This is a genomic window from Actinomadura sp. NBRC 104425 (assembly GCF_030269545.1).
In the GTDB taxonomy this organism is placed as follows: Bacteria; Actinomycetota; Actinomycetes; order Streptosporangiales; family Streptosporangiaceae; genus Spirillospora; species Spirillospora keratinilytica.
In genome coordinates, this window is record NZ_BSTN01000008.1 from 88,554 (window position 1) to 106,786 (window position 18,233).

Consider the following 18,233-nt stretch of genomic DNA (forward strand, 5'->3'; position numbering starts at 1 on the left):
GTACCCGGACAAAGGGGAGGAATGCGGGCTCAGTGCCGGTGGTCGGGGAGCGCGGCGGCGGCCTCGCGGGGGTGGGCGAGCAGGTGGGCGATGCGGTCGGCGTCCCGCTGCCCGACCGGGTTATAGACGATCATGCGGTACCCCGGTGCGGCCGTCAGGTCCAGGCCGGTGGAGCGCAGCGCGATCTCGCCGACCGCCGGGTGCCGGTAGACCTTGTCGCACGGACGCGGCGGGGCCACGTCGTGCGTGGCCCACAGCCGGGCGAACTCGGGGCTGGCCGCGCACAGCCGCTGGACGAGGTCCTTCCAGCCCGGATCGCCCATGTGCCGGCTGTAGCGGTAGCGGAAGATCGCAACGGCCTCGTGCGCCTGCTCGTCGAAGTTGACGATCGGGTTGCAGCACGGCGGCCAGGTGAACGACAGCCACATGGTGTTGCGCTCGCACGGCGGGACCCGGGGCAGGCACCAGATGACCGCCGCGTAGGCGGAGTTCCAGGCGATGACGTCCGACCGCTCCGACACCACGGCGGCGGGCATCGGGTCCAGGCGGTCCAGGATCACCGGGACGTCGTCGGGCAGCCCCTCGGCCGGGTCGACGGGGACCGGACGGCGCGTCACCCCCGCCAGGGCGTACAGGTGCTCGCGTTCGGCCGGGTCGAGCCGCAGCGTGCGCGCCACCGCGTCCAGCACCTGGGGGCTGGCGTTGATGGGGCGGCCCTGCTCCAGCCACGTGTACCAGGTGACGCCGACGCCTGCGAGCTGGGCGACCTCCTCGCGGCGCAGCCCCGGGGTGCGGCGGCGCGGCCCCGGGGGCATGCCGACGTCCTCGGGTGAGATGCGCTCGCGGCGGGAGCGCAGGAACGCGGCGAGATCGGTGCGTCGCGCGCCTCGGCCGGGGGCGCGCCTTTCCCCGGCCGCGGACGCTCTGGTCTGCGTCATCGTCACGTTCCCCAGACTGCCCGCCGTCCCTCCCGTGTGCCAGGTGCTGGCAGTACCAGTATCAGGCGGCTCTCGTTACGGGTACCGCCGCGCCCACACGCTGGTGCTCATGAAACAGACAACCGATGTGTCACGGGTTGTTCCCGGTGCGGGGACGCGAAAGACCGGGCGGGGCGGCGGAGGGGCGGCGTTGGCGCTGCTGCTGCTCGGGCAGTTCATGTCCGTCCTCGACACCAATATCGTCAATGTGGCGCTGCCGACCGTGCGCGCCGACCTCGGCGCCTCCGGCTCGGGCCTGCAGCTGGTGGTGGCCGGATACGTCATCGCCTACGCGGTCATGCTGATCACCGGGGCCCGGCTGGGCGACCTGGCCGGGCCCCGCCGCATGTTCCTGCTGGGCCTGGCGGCGTTCTCGGCCACGTCGCTGGCGTGCGGGCTGGCGCCGTCGACCGGCTGGCTGGTGGCGTTCCGGTTCGCCCAGGGCGCGAGCGCGGCGCTGGTCACCCCGCAGGTGATGAGCATGATCCAGCGGGGCTTCACCGGCGCCGCTCGGGCCCGCGCCCTGAGCCTGTACTCGGCGGTGATCGCCGTCGGGGTGGTGGTCGGCCAGGTCGCGGGCGGACTGCTGGTCAGCGCCGACCTGTTCGGCTCGGACTGGCGCTCGGTGTTCCTGGTGAACGTGCCGATCGGCGTGGCGGTGCTGGTCGCGGGGCCGCGCGTGCTGCCCGCCGACGGCGAGCGGCGCGGCGGCGGCCTGGACCCGGCGGGCCTGGCGGTGCTGACCCCGGCGGTGCTGCTGTTCGTCGTCCCGCTCATCCTCGGGCACGAGCTGGGCTGGCCGCTGTGGGGGTGGTTCGCGCTGGCCGCCAGCGCGGTGCTGTTCGCCGCGTTCGTCGGCGTGGAGCGGCGGGTGGTGCGGCGCGGCGGGCGCCCGCTGGTCTCCGGGCGGATCCTGCGGGCGCCCGGGCTGACCCCGGCCATGCTGACCAACGCGCTGGGGCCCGGCTCCTGGGGCGCGTTCCTGTTCACCACGACCCTGCACCTGCAGGGCGACCTGGCGCTCAGCCCGCAGGAGTCGGGGCTGGCGTTCGTTCCGTGCGCGGCCGCGTTCACGCTGGTCGGGCTGACGTGGCAGCGGACGCCCGCCCGCTGGCACCGGCCGCTGATGCCCATCGGGTTCGCCGTCGCCGGGGTCGGCTACCTGTTCGTGGGGCCGCTGGCGGGCGGCGGCGCTCCGTACGAGGCGCTGACCGCGGTCATCGGGCTCGGCCTCGGAGTGATACCGATCGTGATGACGGCGGCACTGGCGGGGGTGCCGCCCCAGGACGCCGCCGACGGCAGCGGCCTGCTGCTGACGGTCATGCAGCTCGGCCAGGTCGTCGGCGTCGCGACGGTCGGCACGCTGTTCCTGACGCTGGCCGAGCACGACCAGTCCACCCGGCAGGCCGAGTACGGCACCGGGTGGGCGCTGGCCGTGGTGGGGCTGCTCGCGGCGGGCTCGGCGCTGGCGCTGCTGCGCCGCCGCCCCGCCCCGGTCCGCGCCGCCGCCTGAGCGGTCACCGCGGGCGACGGGGTCACGAGGCCAACGGATCACGAGGCCAACGGGGGCACGGGGTCACGAGGTCGGGTGAAGGACGACCTTGATGGCCCCGTCCTGCTTCTTCTGGAAGATCTCGTACCCCTGGGGGCCCTGCTCCAGCGGCAGGTGGTGGGTGGCCAGGTCCATCACGCCGAGCGGGTCGGCGTCGTCGGCGACCAGCGGCATCAGGTCGTCGATCCACCGCTTGACGTGGGCCTGGCCCATCCGGAGCGTCACGCCCTTGTCGAACAGCTGCAGCATGGGCAACGGGTCGGCCATGCCGCCGTACACGCCGATGACGGAGATGGTGCCGCCACGCCGGACGATCTCGATGGCCTCGTGCAGCGCCGCCAGCCGGTCCACGCCCATACGGCTCATCAGCGGCGCGGCGGCCCGGTCCGGCATCCACCCGGTGAGGGTGTGGGCCATCTTGGCGACCGGCGAGCCGTGCGCCTCCATGCCGACCGCGTCGATCACCGAGTCGGTGCCGCGGCCGTGGGTCTTGTCCCGGACCATCTCCACCACGTCGTGCGCGGTGTGCGGCGGCCCGGCGTCGACGACCTCCACGCCGTGCCGGCGTGCCATGTCCAGGCGTTCGGGCACCAGGTCCACGCCGATGGCGCGGCGGCCCAAGTGGCGGGCGATGCGCGCGCACATCTGCCCGATCGGGCCGAGGCCCAGCACGGTGACGCTGCCGCCCTCGGGGATGTCGGCGTACTGAACGGCCTGCCAGGCGGTGGGCAGCACGTCCGACAGGTACAGGAACCGCTCGTCCGGCGGCCCCTCGGGCACCTTGACCGGGCCGAACTGGGCCTGCGGCACCCGCAGGTACTCGGCCTGCGCGCCCGGGACGTGCCCGTAGAGCTTGCTGTAGCCGTACAGCGCGGCGCCGGTGCCGTACTCGCGCACCTGCGTGGTCTCGCACTGGGCGTACAGCTGCATGCCGCACATCGCGCAGCGCCCGCAGGCGATGTTGAACGGGATCACCACCCGGTCGCCGGGCCGGATGTGGTCGACCTCGGCGCCGACCTCCTCCACGATGCCGAGCGGCTCGTGGCCCATGATGTCGCCCTCGGTCATGAACGGGCCGAGCACCTCGTACAGGTGCAGGTCGGAACCGCAGATCGCGGTGCTGGTCAGCCGCACCACCGCGTCGGTCGGCTCCTTGATCGCCGGGTCGGGCACGGAGTCCACGCGCACATCGCGGCGGCCGTGCCAGGTGAGCGCCTTCATGCGGTACCTCCCCCGCGCCGTCGTCCTGGTCGGGCCCTACCCCGCCCACCGGCGCGAAACGCGGGCGGGGCGGGCGCGGCGGCGGCGCGGGGCGCAAGGACCCGGTGCGTCCCGCGCCGCCGCCGGTCGGTCGGCTCGCGCCGCCGGCGCACGGCTCACTTGCCGCGGCCGGAGAGGTGGTCGCGCGCCCGGTCCACCAGACCGGCGCCGGGCGCAAGGATCTTCAGCAGCGTGGGCGAGTCGGGCGTGGACGGGTGCGGCCGGGTGGGGGCCTTCTCCTTGGCCTTCTGGATCTTCTCGCCCAGCTCGGCCAGCTCGGCGTGGTCGCACTGGCGGGCCAGCTGCGGGAACAGGTTCTCCTCCTCGTCGTGCACGTGCAGCCGGACCTCGGTCATCAGGCCGGCGAGCAGGTCGGAGAACTCGCGGCCCGCCGCGTCGGTCTGCTCCAGGTCCTTCATGATCCGCTCGACCTTGTCGTGGTCGGCGAGCTCCTTGTCGGCGATCTTGTCGCCGCCCGGCAGGTGCCGCCGGGCCGCCGGGTACAGGTACATCTCCTCGGCGACCGAGTGCCGCACCAGCTCGATGATCACCTGGTCGGTCAGCCGCCGCCGGGTCTTGCCGTCGTCCGGGCGGGCGGCCTCCAGCTGCTCGAACAGCTCCGCCACCTCTTGGTGGTCGTGGGTCAGGATGCTGATCATGTCCGCGGCCTGCGTGGTCATGGGGTTTTCTCCTTCCGCCGGTCCTGTGGATCCCACCCCCCTACCCGGCGCGCCGCCTTCAAACGAGGGGGCGGGCGGCTCCGGCGCTAGTAGTTCTCCAGGCGGGCGCGGGCGGCCTCGACCCGGCGCGGCAGGGGGCGGCGGTCGCGCGCCACCGCGGGCAGGGTGCGGACGGCGTCGGCGACGCCGCGTCGGCCGTGGTCGCTGGCCAGCGCGCCGGCGACGGTGCGCAGCAGCACGGGCAGGGGGCGGCGCAGCCAGGCGGTCAGCACTCGGTTGCGGATCTCGCGGCGGCGCCGGGCCGCGGGGTCGCGCCCGTGCGGCGACGGATGGTGGTGGACGACCAGTTCGGGCAGGTAGGCCATGCCCCAGCCGGCCGCGGCCAGGTCGAGCGCGAGCAGCTCCTCCTCGCCGGCGAAGTGCAGCACCTCGCAGAAGCCGCCGGCGTCCAGGAACGCGTCGCGGCGCACGACGACCGAGCAGGCCAGGAAGCCCAGGATGGCCGGGCCGGGCAGGTCTGCGGGGCGTCCGAGCGGGGCGCGGGCCATGGCCTGCGACACCGGTTCGAGGCGGCCCTCCTCCCCCACCAGGACGCGGGCGGCCAGCAGCGCCGTGCGCGGGTGGGCGTCCAGGACGGCCGCCGCGCGCTCCAGCGACCCGGGCGCCCACCAGGAGTCGTCGTCGGCGAACGCGACGTACCGGGTGGCCGCCGCGCGGACGCCGGCGTTGCGGGCGGCCGCGCCGAGGTTGCGCGGCAGCCGGATCAGGCGCGCCCCGGCCTCCCGCGCCACCTGCGGCGTGTCGTCGGACGAGGCGTTGTCGACCACGATCGCCGGCGCGGTGCGGCGGGCGAGGCTGCGGCGCAGTTCGGGGGCGCGGTCGCGGGTGGCGACCACGATCGTCACGTCCGCCGTCACGTCCGCCGCGTCGGGCATCGGCTTCCCTCCTCCGCCGGATCGCGTACCGGCCCGTCAGCTCACGTACCGGCGGGCCTTCGACCGCCGCTGGGGCTCGTCGAGCGCGCGCAGGCGCGCCTCCACTCCCGGCGGCACCGGGCGGCGTTCGCGCAGCACCCAGGGCAGCCCGGCGGCGGCCTCCGCCAGCGCCAGCGCGGTGACGCGGTCGCGCGGCAGCGTGCCCAGCAGCGCCCGGGTGCGGCGCAGCGCGCTGCGGGGCGGGCGGCGCAGCCAGGTGTACCAGAGCGTGTTGCGGATGCCGCGGCGGCGGCGCAGGTGCGGTTCGCGCAGCGGCGACGGGGCGTGGTGGACGACCACGTCGTCGGCGTAGCACAGGTGCCAGCCGCGGGTCATCAGGTCGGCGGCGAGCAGCTCCTCCTCGCCGCCGAACCACAGGCGGGGCGAGAAGCCGCCGGCCTCGCGGAACGCCCCGGTGCGCAGCACCGACGCGCCGGCCAGGAACGAGCCGAGCGCGGGCCCGGGCAGCCCGGGCGGGCGCGGCAGGGGCGACTCGCGCAGCTCGGCCACGATGGGGTCTTCGCGGCCGCCGGGTTCGACCAGGATGCGGCCGGTGACGGCGGCGATGCGCGGGTGGGCGTCCAGCAGCGCGGCGGCGCGGGTCAGGGCGCCCGGCTCCCACCAGGTGTCGTCGTCGCAGAACGCCGTGTACGGGGTGCGCACGTGGTCGACGGCCAGGTTGCGGGCCACCGCGCCGAGGTTGTCGCGGCTGCGCAGCAGGGTCATCTCCGGGAACAGCAGGGCGACGGCCTCGGCGGTGCCGTCCCGGGAGGCGTTGTCGACGACGATGACCGGCGGCCGCTCCGGCAGCCCGGCCAGGCGGCCGAGGGTGTGCAGCAGCGATTCGCGCCGGTCGCGGGTGATCACGACGACGGTGCAGCGCATGCGCGGCGCGTACCCGAATCGGCGCCGCTCATGCGTACATAGCTGACAATCCACACATCCGACAACTTGCAGAATTTACCGGTCATAACACTCAAAAGGCGCCTAGGTCACCGTAAACGTTCGTACGCCGTCGTTTGAGGGGCGCCGCTCCGGTTACGTCGAATCACCTATTGGTGATTTGGGCGCGTCTCATACAAACCACTACAAGCAGGGCGGTTCACGACATACCGCTGCGGATCGATGTCTCCGCCGCAGGCATCCTCCGCCGGGCCGGGCGCCACGCCCTTTTCGGAGGTCCCGCATGCGCGTTCTCGGTGTCAACGCGATATTCCACGATCCGTCGGCCGCGCTGGTGGTCGACGGCAGGGTCGTCGCCGCCGCCGAGGAGGAGCGCTTCACCCGCCGCAAGCACGGCAAACGCCCCGTCCCGTTCTCGGCCTGGGAACCGCCGGAGCAGGCCGCGCGCTGGTGCCTGCGGGAGGCGGGCCTGGAGCCGGGCGACCTGGACGCGGTCGCCTACTCCTACGAACCCCGCCTCGTCGAGCCGGGGATGCGGGGGCACGACGACCAGTGGGAGCACCTGCGCACCCTGTACGCCCAGCGCGCCCCGTTCTTCCTGGCCGCCGTGCTGCCCGGGCTGGACCCCGGCATCGTGCGGTTCGTGCCGCACCACGTGGCGCACGCGGCGTCCGCCGCGCTCGCCATGCCCGACCCCGGCGAGGGCGACGTGCTGGTGCTGGACGGGCGCGGCGAGATCCACTCCCACCTGGCGGGCACCTACCGCGGCGGCCACCTCAGCCCGCTGCACGCCCAGCGGCTGCCGCACTCGCTCGGCCTGATGTACGAGGAGCTGACCCACCACCTCGGCTTCCTGCGCTCCAGCGACGAGTACAAGGTGATGGCGCTGGCCTCCTACGGGGAGCCGCGGTTCCTGGACGAGATGCGCGAGCACGTGCGCGCCACCGGCGACGGCGGCTTCACCGTCGGCTGCATCGACTGGGCGGCGTTCGCCAAGCCCCGCGCGCCCGGCGACGAGTGGACCGACGACCACGCCGCCCTGGCCGCCAGCGTGCAGACCCGCCTGGAGGAGGTCCTGTGCGAACTGGCCGCCTGGCTGCACGCACGCACCGGGTCGCGGCGGCTGGCGCTCGCCGGCGGCGTCGCGCTCAACTGCGTCGCCAACTCGCGGCTCGCCGAGACCGGCCCCTACGAGGAGGTCTGGGTGCAGCCCGCCGCCGGCGACGCGGGCACCGCGCTGGGCGCCGCGCTGCACGTGGCGCGGCGCGCCGGCGACCGGATCGAGCCGATGCCCGGCGCCGCCCTGGGCCGCCGGTGGGACGAGCGGGAGCTGGCCGCCTGGCTGGACACCGCGAGGATCCCCTACGAACGCCCCCGCGACCTGGCCGCCGCGGTGGCCGGTGCGCTGGCCCGCGACCAGATCGTCGCCTGGTTCCAGGGCCGCAGCGAGTTCGGCCCGCGCGCGCTGGGCCACCGGTCGCTGCTGGCGCACCCCGGCTACGCCGACAACGTCGAGCGGCTCAACGCGGTCAAGGGCCGCGAGCAGTTCCGCCCGATCGCGCCGATGGTCGCCCTCGACGACGCCGCCGACATCTTCGAAGGGCCGCTGCCCAGCCCGTACATGCTGTTCGTGCACCGGGTCAGGCCGCAGTGGCGCGACCGGATCCCGGCCGTGGTGCACGTCGACGGCACCGCGCGTGTCCAGACGGTGGCGCGCGCCGACGAGCCGCTGCTGGCCGACCTGCTGGAGGCGTTCCGCGCCCGCACCGGCCTGCCGGTGCTGGTCAACACCAGCCTCAACACCGCGGGGCGCCCGATGGTGGACGACCCCCGCGACGCCCTGGAGTGCTTCGGCTCCGCGCCCGTGGACCTGCTGGCCATCGGCCCGTTCGTGGTGCGGCGCCGGGAGGTGTTCGCCCGATGACGCGGGCGGGCTACACCGTCGTCATCCCCACCGTGGGCCGCGCGGGCCTGCGCACCGTCCTGGACGCGCTGCTGGACGGCATGGCCGCCGACCCGGCGTGCGCCCCGGAGCGGATCCTCGTCGTGGACGACCGGGCGCGGCCGGGGGCGCCGCTGCCGCTGCCGCCGGCCGCCGGGGACGAGGTCGCGGTGCTGCGCTCGGGCGGCCGCGGCCCCGCCGCCGCCCGCAACACCGGATGGCGCGCCGCCGCGACCGAGTGGGTGGCGTTCCTGGACGACGACGTGGTGCCCGCCCCCGGCTGGCCCGCCAAGGCCGCCGCCGACCTCGCAGGCCAGCCCGAGGAGGTCGCCGGCTCGCAGGGGACGGTCACCGTGCCCGCCCCGGAAGGGCGCGCCCCCACCGACTGGGAGCGCACCACCGCCGCACTGGCCGACGCGTCCTGGATCACCGCCGACATGGCGTACCGGCGGCGCGTGCTCGCCGAGGTCGGCGGGTTCGACGAGCGGTTCCGCCGCGCCTACCGCGAGGACGCCGACCTGGCGCTGCGGGTCATGGCGGCCGGCCACCGCCTGGTGCGCGGCGCCCGCACCGTGGCGCACCCGGTGCGGCCCGCCGGGTTCTGGGCGTCGGTGGCGGCGCAGGCGGGCAACGCCGACGACGTGCTGATGCGGCGCCTGCACGGCCCCGGCTGGCGGCGCCGCGCGGGCGAGGGGCCGGGGCGGTTCCGCCGCCACCTGCTGGCGACCGCCTCCGGCGCGCTGGCCGCCGCCGCGTACGCCGCGGGCGCGCGGCGGGTCGCGTTGCCCGCCTTCGCCGCCTGGGCGGGTCTGACGGCCGAGTTCGCCGCGGCCCGCGTCCTGCCCGGCCCGCGCACGCCCGGGGAGGTGGCGCGCATGCTCGCCACCAGCGTCGCCATCCCGCCCGCCGCCACCTGGCACCGGCTGCGCGGCCTGCTGGCGCACGCGCGCGCCGGGGCCTGGTGCGGCAACCGCGCGGTGCTGTTCGACCGCGACGACACGCTCGTGCGCGACGTGCCGTACAACGGCGACCCCGCGCGCGTCGAACCGGTGCCCGGCGCGCGCCGGGCCCTGGACCGGCTGCGCCGCCGGGGCGTGCGCATCGGCGTGGTGTCCAACCAGTCGGGGGTGGCGCGCGGCCTGGTCACGCGCGCGGACGTGCGGCGCGTCAACGACCGCATCGACGAACTGCTCGGGCCCATCGACGTGTGGGAGGTCTGCCCGCACGGCCCGGACGACCGCTGCCCGTGCCGCAAGCCCCGGCCCGGCCTGGTCGTCCGGGCCGCGCGGCGGCTGGAGGTCGCCCCGTCCGCCTGCGTGGTGATCGGCGACGTCGGCGCCGACATGCGGGCCGCCGAGGCCGCGGGGGCGCGCGGCGTGCTGGTGCCCACCGGCCGCACCCGGCCGGAGGAGGTCGCCGCCGCCCCCGAGGTGGCGCCGGACCTGCGCGCCGCCGTCGACCGCGCCCTGGCGCTGCTCGCCGAAGGGCGGCCGCGATGAGGGTGCTGCTGGCCCGCATGGACAACCTCGGCGACGTGCTGCTCGCCGGGCCCGCCGTCCGCGCCGTGGCCGCGCGCGCCGACGAGGTGGCGCTGCTGTGCGGCCCGCGCGGACGCGCCGCCGCCGACCTGCTGCCCGGCGTCGACCGCGTGCTGGAGTGGTGCGCGCCGTGGATCGACCCCGACCCCGGACCGGTGGACCCCGCCGAGATCGCCCGGCTGGCGCGGATGGCCGCCGGCTACGACCGCGCGCTGATCTTCACCTCCTTCCACCAGTCGCCGCTGCCGCTGGCGCTGGTGCTGCGCATGGCGGGCGTCGGCTGGATCGGCGGCATCAGCGCCGACTACCCCGGCTCGCTGCTGGACCTGCGCCTGCGGGCCGACGAGCCGGGCCGGGGCGACATCCCCGAGACCGAGCGGATGCTGGCGCTCGCCGCCGCGGCCGGGTTCCCCTCCCCCGCCGACACCCGGCTGCGGGTGCGCGAACCGCTGCCCGACATGTCCGCCCTCACCGGGACGCCGCCGGGCGAACGCGGCTATGTCGTGGTGCATCCGGGGACCTCGGTGCCGGCCCGCGCCTGGCCCGCCGAACGCTGCGCCGAAGCCGTCCCGCTGCTGGCCGGCGCCGGGCACCGCGTGCTGGTCACCGGGGACCGCCAGGAGAAGGACCTGACGGCGCGCGTGGCCGACGACGCCGGCGTCGACCTGGGCGGCCGCACCTCCCTGGCGGAGCTGGCGGCGGTGCTGGCGGGCGCCCGCGTCGTCGTCGCGGGCAACACCGGCCCCGCCCACCTGGCCGCCGCCGTCGGCACCCCCGTGGTGTCGCTGTTCGCGCCGACCGTGCCCGCCGCGCGGTGGGCGCCCTACGGTGTGCCGACCGTGCTGCTGGGCGACCAGGACGCCCCCTGCAAGGGCACCCGCGCGCGGGTCTGCCCCGTCCCCGGGCACCCCTGCCTGTCCTCCGTCACCGGCCGGCACGTCGTCGCGGCCGTCGAGCACCTGATGGGGGTGGCCGCCTGATGAGAGTCCTCCTGTGGCACGTGCACGGCTCGTGGGCGACGTCGTTCGTGCACGGTCCGTACACCACGCTCGTGCCCGTCACCCCCGACCGCGGCCCCGATGGCAGGGGACGGCCCGAGACCTTCGCCTGGCCGGACCGCGCCGTCGAGATCCCCTACGACCGGCTGCGCGGCGAGCACGTCGACGTGGTCGTCCTGCAGCGGCCGCACGAGCTGCGGCTCGCCGAGGAGTGGCTGGGGCGCCGCCCCGGACGCGACGTGCCCGCCGTGTACGTCGAACACGACACCCCGCGCCGCACCCCGGCGGACGCGGGCCTTCCCGAAGAGGTGGTGCCCAACAGCCGGCACTTCCTGCACGACCGGTCCGACATCCCCGTCGTCCACGTCACGCACTTCAACGAGCTGTTCTGGGACTGCGGCAGGGCGCCCACCACCGTCATCGAGCACGGCGTCGTCGACCCGGGCTACCGCTACCGGGGCGACCTGCCGCGCGCCGCCGTCGTCGTCAACGACCCGCTGCGCCGGGGACGCGTCGCGGGGACCGACCTGCTCCCGCGGCTGGCCGAGGCCGTCCCGCTGGACCTGTTCGGCATGAACGTCGCCGACGTGCCCCGGCGGCTCGGCATCGCGCCCGAGTCGCTGTGGACGTTCGAGGACCTGCCGCAGCGGGCGCTGCACCGCGAGCTGGCGCGGCGCCGCGTCTACGTCCACCCCTACCGGTGGACCTCGCTGGGCCTCGCGCTGATCGAGGCCATGATGCTCGGCATGCCCGTGGTGGCCCTCGCCACCACCGAGGCCGTCGAGGCGGTGCCGCCGGAGGCGGGCGTGCTGTCGACCCGCGTCGACGCCCTCGCCGCCGCGGCCCGGGACCTGGCCGGCGACCCGGCCAAAGCCCGGCAGGCCGGCAAGCACGCCCGCGCGGCGGCCGCCGACCGCTACGGCCTGCCGCGCTTCCTGCGCGACTGGCAACGGCTGCTCCAGGAGGTGACCCCGTGAAGATCGCCATGGTGTCCGAACACGCCAGCCCGTTGGCCGCCCGCGCCGCCGGGTCCGCGGTCCGCGGCCTGGGCACCGCCGACGCCGGGGGGCAGAACGTGTTCGTCGCCGACCTGGCCTCCCGCCTGGGCGCGCTGGGGCACCACGTCACCGTCTACACCCGCCGCGACGACCCGCGGCTGCCGGCGCGGGTGCGCCTGGCACCCGGCGTGACCGTCGAGCACGTGCCCGCCGGCCCGGCCGAGCCGATCCCCAAGGACGAGCTGCTGCCGCTGATGCCGGACTTCGGCCGCCACCTGGAGCGCCGCTGGGCCGGCGACCCGCCGGACGTGGCGCACGCGCACTTTTGGATGAGCGGCCTGGCCACCGCGCAGGCGGCCGGGAACCTCGGGCGGCGCCGCATCCCGATGGTGCAGACCTACCACGCGCTGGGCAGCGTCAAGCGGCGCCACCAGCGCGAGAAGGACACCAGCCCGCCCGGCCGCGTGCAGCTGGAGCGCGCGCTCGGGCGCACCGCCGACGCCGTCATCGCCACCTGCGCCGACGAGACCGAGGAGCTGGTGCGCCTGGGCGTGCCGCGCGACCGGATCACCGTCGTGCCGTGCGGGGTGGACCTGACCGTGTTCCGCCCCGACGGGCCGCGCGCCTCCCGCGGGGCGCGGCCGCGGCTGGTGACGCTGTCGCGGCTGGTCGAGCGCAAGGGCGTGGACACCGCCATCCGGTCGCTGGCGCGGGTGCCGGGCGCCGAGCTGGTGGTGGCGGGCGGGCCGCGCCGCGCCGAGCTGGACGGCGACCCGGAGGTGCGCAGGCTGCGCGCCGTCGCCGAGGACTGCGGCGTCGCCGACCGGGTCCGCTTCCTCGGCCGCGTCGGCCGGGCGCAGGCGTCCCGGCTGCTGCGGTCGGCGGACCTGGTGGTGACCCTGCCCTGGTACGAGCCGTTCGGCATGGTGCCCCTGGAGGCGATGGCCTGCGGCGTGCCGGTCGTCGCCACCGCCGTCGGCGGTCACCTGGACACCGTCATCGACGGTGTCACCGGGGTGCACGTGGCACCGCGCAAGCCCGAGCAGACCGCCCGCGTCATCCGCGCCCTGCTCGCCGACCCCACCCGCCGCGCGGCCATGGGCTTCGCCGCCGGGGACCGCGCCCGCTCCCGCTACTCCTGGGACCGCATCGCACACGAGACGCTCACCGTCTACCGGCGGGCCATGGCACGCAGCGAGGTGCCGGCATGAGCGTCCCCGCGCGCACCGCGTCCCGGCAGGCCAGGCGGCAGGAGCTCCAGCTCGAGGCGCTGGCCGACGCGGCGCTGCGGTTCCGCAGCCAGACCCCCGTCATCGCCGCGTGGGGGCGCCGCCTGGCCCGGGTGCTGGACTCCGGCGGACGCCTGCTGGCCTGCGGCAACGGCGGCAGCGCCGCCGAGGCGCAGCACCTGACCGCCGAGCTGGTCGGCAGGTTCGAGCGCGACCGGCGCCCGTTCGCGGCGATCCCGCTGCACGGCGACACCTCGGCGGTGACCGCCATCGGCAACGACTACGGCGCCGAGACCGTGTTCGCCCGCCAGGTGCGGGCGCACGGCCGCCGCGGCGACGTGCTGATCTGCCTGTCCACCAGCGGCCGCAGCGGCAACGTGGTCGCCGCCGCCGAGCAGGCGCGGCGGCTGGGGGTGACCGCGTGGGCGATCACCGGTCCGGGCCCCAACCCGCTGGCCGCCGCGTGCGACGACGCCATCACCGTCGACGCGGTGTCCGCGGCCACCGTCCAGGAGATCCACCTGGCCGCGATCCACCTGCTGTGCGGGGTGGTCGACGAGACCCTGGGGGTCCGCGGATGACCGCGCCGCCCGCACCGACCGCCACCCGTCCCGGGAGGGCATCATGACGGCACCGCTCGTCGTCATCGGCGACGTGCTGCTGGACATCGACATCACGGGCCGCAGCAGGCGGCTGTGCCCCGACGCGCCGGTCCCCGTCATCGAGCAGGCCGAGGAGCGGCCGCGCCCCGGCGGCGCGGGCCTGGCCGCGCTGCTGGCGGCCGCCGACGGCCGCGAGGTCGTGCTGGTCACCGCGCTGGCCGACGACGACCCCGGGCGCCGGCTGCGCGCGATGCTGGCCGCGCACGTGGAGGTCGCGGCGTTCCGCCTGCACGGCGCCACGCCCCGCAAGGTGCGCATCCACGCCGAGGGGCAGCCGGTGGCGCGGCTGGACGTCGGCGAGGGCCGGGCCGTGGACGGCCCGGTCGGCCCGAGCGTCGCGCAGGCCATCGCGGGCGCGGGCGCGGTGCTGGTGTCCGACTACGGCCGCGGCGTCACCGGGCACGCCGCCGTCCGCGCCCTGCTGGAGGAGGCGGGCGGGCGCGTGCCGGTCGTGTGGGACCCGCATCCGCGCGGCGACCCGCCGGTGCCCGGCACGCGCCTGATGACGCCCAACGAGGACGAGGCGGCCCGGCTGGCCGCCGCGTGCGGCGCCGCCATCGACGGCGGCGGCCTGTCGGCGGCGACCCGGCGGGCCCGGTTCCTCGCCGAGGCCTGGGAGCTGGACGGCGTGGCCGTCACCCTCGGCGCGGACGGCGCGCTGCTGGTCGAGGGCGCCTGCGGCCCGCGGGGCGCCCCGTTCCTCGCCCCGGCCGAACCGGCCCGGGGCGACGCGTGCGGGGCGGGCGACAGCTTCGCGGCGCGCGCCGCGCAGGTGCTGGCCGACGGCGGGCGCCTGCCCGAGGCCGTGGCCGCGGGCGTGCGCCGGGCCGCCGAGTTCGTCGGCGCGGGCGCCGCGGGCGCCGTCGCCGCGCGGCTGGCCGAGACCGGATCGCCGCACGTCGCTCCCGGGCGCGACGCCGACGCCTGGGACGTGGTGGAGCGCACCCGCCGCGCGGGCGGCACCGTCGTGGCGACCGGCGGCTGCTTCGACCTGCTGCACGCCGGGCATGTCAGCCTGCTGCAGCAGGCCCGCCGCCTGGGCGACTGCCTGATCGTATGCGTCAACTCCGACGCCTCGGTGCGCCGCCGCAAGGGCCCCGCCCGCCCGGTGACGACCGCCGCCGACCGGGTGCGGGTGCTGCAGGCTTTGTCGGACGTCGACGCGGCCGTGGTGTTCGACGAGGACACCCCCGAGCGGCTGCTGGAGCGCCTGCGCCCCGACATCTGGGTCAAGGGCGCCGACTACGCCGGCGCGGCCCTGCCGGAGGCCGACACCGTGCGCCGCTACGGCGGGGAGGTGGTGCTGCTGCCCTTCGTGGAGGGCCGCTCCACCACCCGCCTGCTGTCGCGCCTCCCCCCGGCGCATCCGGCGCCGCCCATGCCGTCGGCGTCGAACGCAATGTCGGCGTCCAAGGGAACATCGAAGGGAATACCGTCATGAACGTCCTGGTCACCGGCGGATCCTCGGGGCTCGGCGCGGCCGTCGCCGAGCGGGTCGCCAAGGACGGGCACCGGCCGCTGGTCATCGACCGGCAGCCGCCCGCAGCGGAGGGCGGCGGGTGGCAGCACTGCCTGGCCGACCTGGCCGACCGGCACGCCGCCGAGCGCGCCGTGCACTGCCTGGCCCGCGGCGCCGGCGGCCTGGACGCGGTGGTCACCGCGGCGGGCACCGACGCGTGCGGGCGGCTGTGCGACGTGCAGGCCGCGGACTGGGAGCGGGTCGTGCAGGTCAACCTGCTGGGCACCGCCGCCGTCGTGCGCGCCGCGCTGCCGTATCTGAAGGCGGCGCACCACGGGCGGGTCGTCACCGTCGCCTCCACGCTGGGGCTGCGGGCGCTCAGCGACGCCACCGCCTACTGCGCCTCCAAGTTCGGCGTCATCGGGTTCACCCGGGCGCTGGCCGCCGAGCTGGCCGGTCAGGTCGCGGTGACGATGCTGATCCCCGGCGGCATGGACACCGCGTTCTTCGACGGACGCGACGACAAGTACAAGCCGGGCCCGGATGCGCAGCTCAACCGGCCCGAGGACGTGGCCGCCGCGGTGGTGTTCGCGCTGTCCCAGCCGCCCGGCTGCGAGGTGCGGGAACTGGTGGTGTGCCCGTCGCGCGAACCGTCGTGGCCGTGACGGGGCGCCGCGTGCTGGTGCTGCGGGCGCTCGGCCTGGGCGACCTGCTGACCGCCGTCCCGGCGCTGCGCGCGCTGCGGCGGGCGCTGACCGGGCGGCGCATCACCCTGGCCGCGCCCGCCGCGCTGGCGCCGCTGGCCGGGCTGACCGGGGCGGTGGACGACGTCCTGCCCGCGCGCGGGCTGCGTCCGCTGCCGCCGTGCGGCCCGGTGGACCTCGCGGTCAACCTGCACGGACGCGGGCCGCAGAGCCACCGCGTGCTGCGCGGCCTGCATCCGGTGCGGCTGCTGGCGTTCGCGCATCCGGGGCTGCCCGACGTGGCCGGGCCTCCGTTCGACCCGCCGCGCGGCGGCGAGGAGCACGAGGTCGCGCGCTGGTGCCGGCTGCTGGCGTCCTTCGGGTTCGACCCGGATCCGGGCGACCTCGGCCTGGCGGAGCCGGACCGCCCCTCGCCCGCTCCGGGCGCCGTGGTCGTGCACCCGGGCGCGGGCAGCCCGGCCCGGCGCTGGCCGCCCGAGCGGTTCGCGCGGGTCGCCGCGGCGTTGCGCGCCGACGGCCACCGCGTCGTGGTGACCGGCGGCCCCGGCGAGGCCGCACTGGCCGCGCGGGTCGCCGGGGCGGCCGGGCTCGGCCCGTCCGACGACCTGTCGGGCCGCACCGGGCCGCTGGACCTGGCCGCGCTCGTCGCGCACGCCCGGCTCGTCGTCTGCGGCGACACCGGCACCGGGCACCTGGCCACCGCGTACCGCACGCCGTCGGTGCTGCTGTTCGGCCCGACGCCGCCCGCCGTGTGGGGGCCGCCGCCCGGCCGCGCCGAGCACCGCGTGCTGTGGGCGGGGCGGCGCGGCGACCCGCACGGGCCGGCCCCCGATCCGGGGCTGCTGGAGATCTCCGTGCCCGACGTCCTGGACGCGGCGCGCGGAGTGCTGGAACGCGAAGGGGGACACGATGAGGCATCCGCGGAGGCATCCGCGCGCGGTCGTGACCGGGGGCGCGGGCTTCCTCGGCTCGCACCTGTGCGAGGCGCTGCTGGCCCGGGGGATCTCGGTGGTCTGCGTTGACAACCTGCTGACCGGCACCGCCCGCAACATCGCCCACCTGGCCGCGCGGCCGGACTTCCAGTTCCGCCGGCGCGACCTGACCGAGCCGGTGGACGTGCTCGGCCCGGTCGGCTACGTGTTCCACCTGGCGTCGGCGGCGTCGCCCGCCGACTACCTGCGGCTGCCGATCCAGACGCTGGAGGCCGGCAGCCTGGGCACCCGGCACGCGCTGGAGCTGGCCGAGCGCAAGCGGGCCCGGTTCGTGCTGGCCTCCACCTCGGAGGTGTACGGGGACCCGCTGGAGCATCCGCAGCCCGAGTCGTACTGGGGCAACGTCAACCCGGTCGGGCCGCGCAGCGTCTACGACGAGGCCAAGCGGTTCGGCGAGGCGCTGACCTCGGCGTTCCGGCATTCGCGCGGGCTGGACACCGCCATCGTGCGGATCTTCAACACCTACGGCCCGCGGATGCGGCCCGACGACGGCCGGGCCGTCCCGACCTTCCTGCGGCAGGCGCTGACCGGCGAGCCCGTGACGGTGACCGGGGACGGGTCGCAGACCCGGTCGATCTGCTACGTGGACGACACCGTGCGCGGCATCGTGGCGCTCGCGCTGTCGGACCATCCGGGGCCGATGAACATCGGCAGCCCGTTCGAGACCTCCATGCTCGACCTGGCCCGGCTGGTCATCGGGCTGACCGGCTCGCGGTCGCGGATCCGCTTCATCGACCGGCCCGCCGACGACCCGGCTGTGCGGCGCCCCGACACCGCGCTGGCGTACCGGACGCTCGGCTGGGAGCCCCGGGTGCCGGTGCGGGAGGGCCTGCGCCGGACGATCGAGTGGTTCGCGCGCGAGCTGCCGGTCCCCCGCAGCGCCTAAAGGCCGGGAGCAGGCCCGGCAAGGCCGCGCGGACCGGCGGCGGGGCGGCCCGGCGGGGTCAGCCCCTGCTGCCCGCGGTGACGAGGCGCCGGATGTCGGGCGACAGGCTGTCGTACACCCGGTCCATGATCCTGCCCTGGGTGGCCTCGTCGACCACCTCCAGGACCACGCGGGCGAGAAAGGCGGCCTTCTGCTCGTCCACGCCGGCCCGCTCGGCGACGCGCCGGACGAAGGCGTGCCGGTCGAACCGCTCGCCGGTGCCCGCGCCGCCGTAGACCTCGGTGCGCCGCAGGTGCTCGCCGATCTCGTGGGGGAGCTGGGCGGCCAGGTTGTCGGCCAGCCCCTCGGGTACCCGCTCGCCCAGCGTCTCCAGGGTGGCGCGGCAGGCCCGCTCGGCGTATCCGAGGTCCGGCAGCCTTCCCCGGTTCTGTACACGCCCAAGAAATTCGCTATGCCGCATTTCAACCCCTCTATTCCGC

General features: G+C 76.5%; 17 protein-coding genes. 11 read left to right on the plus strand and 6 right to left on the minus strand.

Annotation, left to right across the window (positions count from 1 at the left end; genetic code table 11):
- Nucleotides 1-29 precede the first annotated feature (29 nt).
- Nucleotides 30-938, minus strand: coding sequence for a helix-turn-helix transcriptional regulator (locus QSK22_RS14845; RefSeq protein ID WP_285494733.1), 909 nt, complete (start codon nt 936-938; stop codon nt 30-32).
- Between the two features lie 190 nt (nt 939-1,128).
- Here QSK22_RS14845 and QSK22_RS14850 point away from each other — a divergent pair, with 190 nt between their 5' ends.
- A complete protein-coding gene (locus QSK22_RS14850) occupies nt 1,129-2,490 on the plus strand; it encodes an MFS transporter (RefSeq protein ID WP_285494734.1) in 1,362 nt (453 codons plus the stop codon).
- Between the two features lie 63 nt (nt 2,491-2,553).
- Here the strand turns inward: QSK22_RS14850 and QSK22_RS14855 are convergent, their stop codons facing one another.
- The 4 genes from QSK22_RS14855 to QSK22_RS14870 form a co-directional block, all read right to left on the minus strand.
- Nucleotides 2,554-3,750 (minus strand): zinc-dependent alcohol dehydrogenase, encoded by a 1,197-nt coding sequence (locus QSK22_RS14855; protein WP_285494735.1) that lies wholly within the window; start codon nt 3,748-3,750, stop codon nt 2,554-2,556.
- 155 nt (nt 3,751-3,905) lie between these two features.
- Nucleotides 3,906-4,469 carry a hemerythrin domain-containing protein gene (locus QSK22_RS14860; RefSeq protein WP_285494736.1) on the minus strand — a complete coding sequence of 188 codons (564 nt, stop codon included), beginning with the start codon at nt 4,467-4,469 and terminating at the stop codon, nt 3,906-3,908.
- 86 nt (nt 4,470-4,555) lie between these two features.
- Nucleotides 4,556-5,404, minus strand: coding sequence for a glycosyltransferase family 2 protein (locus QSK22_RS14865; protein WP_285494737.1), 849 nt, complete (start codon nt 5,402-5,404; stop codon nt 4,556-4,558).
- Between the two features lie 36 nt (nt 5,405-5,440).
- Complete coding sequence (locus QSK22_RS14870) at nt 5,441-6,328, minus strand: glycosyltransferase family 2 protein (RefSeq protein WP_285494738.1); 888 nt, start codon at nt 6,326-6,328, stop codon at nt 5,441-5,443.
- A 301-nt stretch (nt 6,329-6,629) separates the two neighbouring features.
- Between QSK22_RS14870 and QSK22_RS14875 the strand changes: the two genes are divergently transcribed.
- From QSK22_RS14875 to QSK22_RS14920, 10 genes are read left to right on the plus strand one after another with little or no spacing between them, the layout of a single operon-like run.
- Nucleotides 6,630-8,270: a carbamoyltransferase family protein gene (locus QSK22_RS14875; protein ID WP_285494739.1), complete on the plus strand. Its 1,641-nt coding sequence runs from the start codon at nt 6,630-6,632 to the stop codon at nt 8,268-8,270.
- Nucleotides 8,267-9,787 (plus strand): HAD-IIIA family hydrolase, encoded by a 1,521-nt coding sequence (locus QSK22_RS14880; protein ID WP_285494740.1) that lies wholly within the window; start codon nt 8,267-8,269, stop codon nt 9,785-9,787. Before QSK22_RS14875 ends, QSK22_RS14880 begins: the two co-directional genes overlap by 4 nt.
- Nucleotides 9,784-10,806 carry a glycosyltransferase family 9 protein gene (locus QSK22_RS14885; RefSeq protein WP_285494741.1) on the plus strand — a complete coding sequence of 341 codons (1,023 nt, stop codon included), beginning with the start codon at nt 9,784-9,786 and terminating at the stop codon, nt 10,804-10,806. The genes QSK22_RS14880 and QSK22_RS14885 overlap by 4 nt, the downstream gene beginning before the upstream one ends.
- Nucleotides 10,806-11,801 carry a glycosyltransferase gene (locus QSK22_RS14890; RefSeq protein ID WP_285494742.1) on the plus strand — a complete coding sequence of 332 codons (996 nt, stop codon included), beginning with the start codon at nt 10,806-10,808 and terminating at the stop codon, nt 11,799-11,801. Before QSK22_RS14885 ends, QSK22_RS14890 begins: the two co-directional genes overlap by 1 nt.
- A complete protein-coding gene (locus QSK22_RS14895) occupies nt 11,798-13,033 on the plus strand; it encodes a glycosyltransferase (protein WP_285494743.1) in 1,236 nt (411 codons plus the stop codon). The genes QSK22_RS14890 and QSK22_RS14895 overlap by 4 nt, the downstream gene beginning before the upstream one ends.
- Nucleotides 13,030-13,632: a D-sedoheptulose-7-phosphate isomerase gene (locus tag QSK22_RS14900; protein WP_285494744.1), complete on the plus strand. Its 603-nt coding sequence runs from the start codon at nt 13,030-13,032 to the stop codon at nt 13,630-13,632. The genes QSK22_RS14895 and QSK22_RS14900 overlap by 4 nt, the downstream gene beginning before the upstream one ends.
- A 43-nt stretch (nt 13,633-13,675) precedes the next feature.
- A complete protein-coding gene (rfaE2, locus tag QSK22_RS14905) occupies nt 13,676-15,154 on the plus strand; it encodes a D-glycero-beta-D-manno-heptose 1-phosphate adenylyltransferase (RefSeq protein WP_285494745.1) in 1,479 nt (492 codons plus the stop codon).
- Complete coding sequence (locus QSK22_RS14910; RefSeq protein ID WP_285494746.1) at nt 15,151-15,837, plus strand: SDR family oxidoreductase; 687 nt, start codon at nt 15,151-15,153, stop codon at nt 15,835-15,837. Before rfaE2 ends, QSK22_RS14910 begins: the two co-directional genes overlap by 4 nt.
- A complete protein-coding gene (locus QSK22_RS14915; RefSeq protein ID WP_285494747.1) occupies nt 15,834-16,898 on the plus strand; it encodes a glycosyltransferase family 9 protein in 1,065 nt (354 codons plus the stop codon). The genes QSK22_RS14910 and QSK22_RS14915 overlap by 4 nt, the downstream gene beginning before the upstream one ends.
- Nucleotides 16,786-17,754, plus strand: a complete 969-nt coding sequence (locus QSK22_RS14920) for a UDP-glucuronic acid decarboxylase family protein (protein WP_285494748.1) — start codon at nt 16,786-16,788, stop codon at nt 17,752-17,754. The genes QSK22_RS14915 and QSK22_RS14920 overlap by 113 nt, the downstream gene beginning before the upstream one ends.
- A gap of 58 nt (nt 17,755-17,812) precedes the next feature.
- Here the strand turns inward: QSK22_RS14920 and QSK22_RS14925 are convergent, their stop codons facing one another.
- Complete coding sequence (locus QSK22_RS14925) at nt 17,813-18,214, minus strand: DUF2267 domain-containing protein (RefSeq protein WP_285494749.1); 402 nt, start codon at nt 18,212-18,214, stop codon at nt 17,813-17,815.
- Nucleotides 18,215-18,233: the final 19 nt, after the last annotated feature.

What these genes read in the sequence shown, in the direction of transcription:
- QSK22_RS14845 (WP_285494733.1), bottom strand. Translation starts at nt 938, where the DNA reads ATGACGCAGACCAGAGCGTCCGCGGCCGGGGAAAGGCGCGCCCCCGGC.
- QSK22_RS14855 (WP_285494735.1), bottom strand. Translation starts at nt 3,750, where the DNA reads ATGAAGGCGCTCACCTGGCACGGCCGCCGCGATGTGCGCGTGGACTCC.
- QSK22_RS14860 (WP_285494736.1), bottom strand. Translation starts at nt 4,469, where the DNA reads ATGACCACGCAGGCCGCGGACATGATCAGCATCCTGACCCACGACCAC.
- QSK22_RS14865 (WP_285494737.1), bottom strand. Translation starts at nt 5,404, where the DNA reads ATGCCCGACGCGGCGGACGTGACGGCGGACGTGACGATCGTGGTCGCC.
- QSK22_RS14870 (WP_285494738.1), bottom strand. Translation starts at nt 6,328, where the DNA reads ATGCGCTGCACCGTCGTCGTGATCACCCGCGACCGGCGCGAATCGCTG.
- QSK22_RS14875 (WP_285494739.1), top strand. Translation starts at nt 6,630, where the DNA reads ATGCGCGTTCTCGGTGTCAACGCGATATTCCACGATCCGTCGGCCGCG.
- QSK22_RS14880 (WP_285494740.1), top strand. Translation starts at nt 8,267, where the DNA reads ATGACGCGGGCGGGCTACACCGTCGTCATCCCCACCGTGGGCCGCGCG.
- QSK22_RS14885 (WP_285494741.1), top strand. Translation starts at nt 9,784, where the DNA reads ATGAGGGTGCTGCTGGCCCGCATGGACAACCTCGGCGACGTGCTGCTC.
- QSK22_RS14890 (WP_285494742.1), top strand. Translation starts at nt 10,806, where the DNA reads ATGAGAGTCCTCCTGTGGCACGTGCACGGCTCGTGGGCGACGTCGTTC.
- QSK22_RS14900 (WP_285494744.1), top strand. Translation starts at nt 13,030, where the DNA reads ATGAGCGTCCCCGCGCGCACCGCGTCCCGGCAGGCCAGGCGGCAGGAG.
- rfaE2 (WP_285494745.1), top strand. Translation starts at nt 13,676, where the DNA reads ATGACGGCACCGCTCGTCGTCATCGGCGACGTGCTGCTGGACATCGAC.
- QSK22_RS14910 (WP_285494746.1), top strand. Translation starts at nt 15,151, where the DNA reads ATGAACGTCCTGGTCACCGGCGGATCCTCGGGGCTCGGCGCGGCCGTC.
- QSK22_RS14920 (WP_285494748.1), top strand. Translation starts at nt 16,786, where the DNA reads ATGAGGCATCCGCGGAGGCATCCGCGCGCGGTCGTGACCGGGGGCGCG.
- QSK22_RS14925 (WP_285494749.1), bottom strand. Translation starts at nt 18,214, where the DNA reads ATGCGGCATAGCGAATTTCTTGGGCGTGTACAGAACCGGGGAAGGCTG.